The following is a 4,214-nucleotide window of genomic DNA, read 5'->3' as shown; positions in this document are numbered from 1 at the left end:
GTTTGACATTTACGATAATCAAGAAAAGCTTCGGCTGGATCCAAGCTATCCGACCAAGGCGCTAGCGGGAGCAGCGCGTGCAAGGCTGAGCAGCGAATGTCGTAATCCAGACGAACTTTTTCCAATTTTGCGTGTGGAATGATCCGGCCTGGAATGACACTGTGGAGGTTGTGCAGCTGGTTGTACCGGAAGAGTCGAAGTCGAAGCCGTAACTGATGTCGCGGGCGATATATGCCGTTGCTCAACCCGCTTGGGTACAGGCGGATATAAGTTCGGCATGAGGACGCCCTTAGGTTAAGGATACGGATCATGCCCAACCACCCGTCCCAGTGCCGTGTCGGTGCCGGCGCGCATGTCTATCGGCTCGGTGGCCAGCCATATTGCATCGATGCGGATCATCGAGTGACAGCCCAGATAAGTTGCGTGCAGCCCTTGCGATCTAAGATTGGTCTTCGCTCAACGACCAGCCCGGCACGTAGAGGATTGACTTGTCAGTGCTAGCCGGTGCCGTGGTCTGGGCATCGAGCACCACGTCGTCACGCTTGACCTTCTTCGGCTTGAACGATGACTCCAGACCGAGGCCGATGCGACCGCCAGCGCCGATACCCTTCTTCTTGTAGCTGCGAAGTTGCTTGGCCGCGTCTCGCATAGCCTGGTTGCGCTTTTTGCCCATGCCTCACTCCTTGAAGACTGATCAGATAATAGCCTAGGTGTAACTCACTGCGGGCACTTGTCCAGGTCACGGGCGAAGTAGTAGTCGATGCTTGACTCGATAGCGAGGCGGTTGATGATGGCCACGCCATCAGGGGGCAGCCTCGACTGGGTCACCTCGGGATGAGCGCAAAGGCAGGCGGTTGGCGACAGTGGCACGATCAGCCATTTGAAAAAGTTGTCCGGCACGACGAACTCCCCTTCCATTGCCCGTAGTATTTTCCAGCTTTCGCCATCCATCCTTCTGACCGCTTCGGAAAGGTTAAGGCGAATGGCCGGCGCCACCAGTGTGCGACTGGGTATCGTGAGGTCGGGGCGAATATAGCCGATACCCGCCGCCTCCAACTGCTCCTGCTCATCCTGGGTGAAATTGTGGCGGAGCCCGATGACCTCGAAGGCGCTGCTGACACTGGTGATTGACGGGTCTGCCATCCGCTCGTTCTTTTTCCACTGCGCGCGGATGTTCCACAAGCAGTAAAACTCGTTGATCAAGGCGAAGTGCTGCGGGCCAAGACGAAAGGCCGGATCATCGAGCACAGTGCTCGCCAAGGCCTGGAAGTCATCCTCGATGCCCTTCATGAAGCCGCCTTCCGCTTGTTGATCCCAAACGCGCTGGGCGCAGAAGATCTGGTCTGCCGGTTTTAAATGAAAGCGTTTACCCGTCGCTTTGCGCAGCACCTGCACTGCGCCTTTCTCATTCGCGAAGCGGGCGATGCTGGCGCGGGGTAAGGTGTGCTGGTTCACCGTCAGATTATGCGGATTGGTTTTCTGGGGGGCTTCGAAGGTCAAGGGCGGCTCCGTCGATTGCAGGATTATTCCGTTACCTCTGATTTTTCGCACGCCACAAACGCAAAACCCACCTTTCGGTGGGCTTTGTGTGTACTGTCGTACATCCCTCGGCGAAATCAATCCTGCTATAGGTTTGACTCCTAACCAAGTGGTTAGTGGCCTAATTCTATGGCTAAATGACACCTTCGTCAACTTCGGCTCATAACCATGTCTTTCATGTCGCCTGATCTTGCCAAGCAGGCTGCCTTGTCCATGCCAAGGATGGGCACCTACCTGGCCGCTTGCCACAACCAGCCTTCCCCGCTGAGCGCCGCCATCAACCTGTACGCCTGGAATGCTGCGATTTCCGCCGCCTTCATCCACCCCCTTCATTTCTGTGAGGTGGTGGTTCGCAATGCTGTTTCGGAAGCCTTGACCGCGACCTATGGCGCGCAATGGCCCTGGAGCCAAGGTTTCTTCTTGAGTTTGCCTGAGCAAGCAGGCCCTGTCTTCAAGCCCCGCCAAGCTCTGCTGGCGGCTCGACAAAAAGCAGAACAAAGCGCGGGTGGCAACCCCCCTTCGACGGACAAAGCGATCGCCGAAATGAGCTTTGCCTTCTGGGAGTCGATGTTTACCGCCCGTTATGATCATGGGCTGTGGGACAACCACCTCAAACGCCTGTTCCCCCATGCCCCGGCCGGCCTGCAATATTACCAGCTGCGCTCACAAATTCGCTCAGCACTGGAAGCCATTCGGAAGTTCCGTAACCGTATTGCCCATCATGAGCCGATCTTCGCACGCCAGCTCGCGCAGGACTACGCCAGGATCCAGAAAGTCGTTAGGTATCGTTGCATTCAAACTGCTACCTGGATGTCCCAGTCTCAGACGGTCAATATGATTCTCGCCGCCAAGCCCTGACTAACAGTGGTAACTCCCTCGACGGCCGGTGGCGGAGGCTCGGCGGGCGTCTGAGGTGGGCGCGACTACATAACCGGCGATCATTTCGGCCAGGCGGGAGTCCTCGACGCCGTTGTGGCCTTGCTCCAGCGGCAGCAAGAGCCGCCCTGCCGAGGTCGACTGCTATGCAGGCAGATCCCCCGCCAAACGAATCCCTCGCGGCAAATCGAAGGCAAAGTAGTTGTCGTAGAACGTGTTGAGGTAGAGCTTAGGGTCCACTGCGAAGAAGCCGACATCAACCTCGCCGGAAATTACTTTTTCAACAGAAAACGTGCGGCATCAACTATGCAAATTTCCAGTGGGATTTCCAGCAGGTTCGCCAGCTCTTGGGAAAGGTCGACCGATACACCAGATGCAGTCGATGGCCCTTCTCGGCGCGCCAAGATCGGATTTCCAACATTGATTGCTGCTCGCAACCGGCCTGATGGCGCTATCAAATCTCTGACTTCTTTGGAAATGTTCAAGCGAACCACCTCATAATAATCAAGGAAATGGTGACTGTCGCTGCACCACCGAGTCGGGTCACCGCCCAGCAATTATTGAGACTGGACTTCAATATTTACAGCACCAACTACGCGGACGGCGCAACATCTGCGATAGCGATGGGAGGCGATGGGAATAACAGTCGCAACACCATTTGGAGTCAGGCCATCATCTATAATGCGGGCGCCCACAAGATCCAGCTTTATTGATATGCAGGCACGCGTCGCATTTGCTCAGATTTCCAGACTGATAACCCGATGCCTGAGAACATTGGGCTCTCTGACTGTAGACGCTTACTCAATCAGTAGGCATCATACCGAACTCACAGATCTAGAGCCCAGAGTAATGGGTACACTCATGACAACCACACTTTAATACATTTTCACTGTATTTTAATACAGAATTAGCCTCTCAACTCCCGCAACAGGTGCTTACATGACCTATTCTCCTTTACCAGGTGAATTCATCGGTTCAGCCTTCCGTCGAGGTAGAGAATTATTAGACACTAGACATGGTACAAAAGGCTGTGACTATTCGATCAAAGCCGTACTCAGCACAGAGGGACACCCTAAATACAAAATTGTATTTTCGGAAATACTTGTAGCGCATGGTGTTGCGGAACAGTCCTTGAGAGAGCACTCGCTATACCCCTACATTATGGCGCTTGGCCGACGACCCACCTCAGCTGCATTCACACCCACTCAGCGCTGGCGTATTTGTACAGTGTGCGTTCAGAATGACATAGAGAGGTACGGAGCTGCTTTTATTCACTCCTGCCACCTACCCAGCCTGGTAACCCATTGCAGGATTCATGCTACAGCCCTGCACATGGAATGCCCCACTTGCAAAAAAAGAATCACGTCACACAACCTGTCAGATCTACGAGAGTGTTCAGAAAGCTTCCTGAATGAGCCCACGTTTTTCGGATCACTGCAGCAGGAGTTTGCTATATTTGCTCACGACTTGTTCCGATTTCGAGGAGAGCCGCTTAAAACGCTGAGCTTTGATCGAACGCTATATGATAAATTCGTGAAAGCTGTTTATAACGATAATCACGCATTAGCTTACGATGACTATTTGTCTTTTATATATCGCTCCTTTGGATTGCGCTTTAACCATGAATTCTCCAGCGAAAATACGTTGAATCTAAGTTCTGCCATGGCATTTCTAACATTCAGAACAGCTGACTCTTTCTTTGAGTCCATGTACCAGATGAGCTGGCTTAATGAGCTGCCAAAGATGGACATGCAACCGAACAGGTTTGCGTAAGGATGGCAGCATGTCACCCCCTAGGG

Annotated in this window: 5 protein-coding genes; 2 read left to right on the top strand and 3 right to left on the bottom strand. The window is 53.5% G+C overall.

The annotated features are described in order from the left end of the window. Positions 1 to 439: 439 nt before the first annotated feature. Together PM2_RS29155 and PM2_RS29150 are read right to left on the bottom strand one after the other, a co-directional pair. Positions 440 to 673 carry a hypothetical protein gene (locus PM2_RS29155; RefSeq protein WP_028700093.1) on the bottom strand — a complete coding sequence of 78 codons (234 nt, stop codon included), beginning with the start codon at positions 671 to 673 and terminating at the stop codon, positions 440 to 442. 44 nt (positions 674 to 717) lie between these two features. Further along, positions 718 to 1,500 carry a DUF4238 domain-containing protein gene (locus tag PM2_RS29150; RefSeq protein WP_028700094.1) on the bottom strand — a complete coding sequence of 261 codons (783 nt, stop codon included), beginning with the start codon at positions 1,498 to 1,500 and terminating at the stop codon, positions 718 to 720. A 207-nt stretch (positions 1,501 to 1,707) separates the two neighbouring features. On the opposite strand from PM2_RS29150, the gene PM2_RS29145 reads away from it, so the two are divergent. Continuing rightward, entirely contained in the window at positions 1,708 to 2,397 is a 690-nt protein-coding gene (locus tag PM2_RS29145) for an Abi family protein (protein WP_232867059.1), read from the top strand. Positions 2,398 to 2,687: 290 nt separating this feature from the next. Here PM2_RS29145 and PM2_RS30945 read toward each other — a convergent pair whose 3' ends face one another. Continuing rightward, entirely contained in the window at positions 2,688 to 2,900 is a 213-nt protein-coding gene (locus PM2_RS30945) for a type 2 periplasmic-binding domain-containing protein (RefSeq protein ID WP_141745126.1), read from the bottom strand. Positions 2,901 to 3,354: 454 nt separating this feature from the next. Between PM2_RS30945 and PM2_RS30940 the strand changes: the two genes are divergently transcribed. Next, on the top strand, positions 3,355 to 4,188 hold the full coding sequence (locus PM2_RS30940) for a TniQ family protein (RefSeq protein ID WP_141745125.1): 834 nt from the start codon (positions 3,355 to 3,357) through the stop codon (positions 4,186 to 4,188). Positions 4,189 to 4,214 lie beyond the last annotated feature (26 nt).

Origin of the sequence: Pseudomonas monteilii NBRC 103158 = DSM 14164, assembly GCF_000730605.1 — a bacterium.
GTDB classification, from domain to species: Bacteria; Pseudomonadota; Gammaproteobacteria; order Pseudomonadales; family Pseudomonadaceae; genus Aquipseudomonas; species Aquipseudomonas monteilii.
This window is presented reverse-complemented; position numbering and strand designations above follow the sequence as displayed.

Bases quoted from the DNA above. Each gene is read 5' to 3' on its own strand.
- PM2_RS29155 (WP_028700093.1), bottom strand. From the start codon at position 673: ATGGGCAAAAAGCGCAACCAGGCTATGCGAGACGCGGCCAAGCAACTT.
- PM2_RS29145 (WP_232867059.1), top strand. From the start codon at position 1,708: ATGTCTTTCATGTCGCCTGATCTTGCCAAGCAGGCTGCCTTGTCCATG.
- PM2_RS30940 (WP_141745125.1), top strand. From the start codon at position 3,355: ATGACCTATTCTCCTTTACCAGGTGAATTCATCGGTTCAGCCTTCCGT.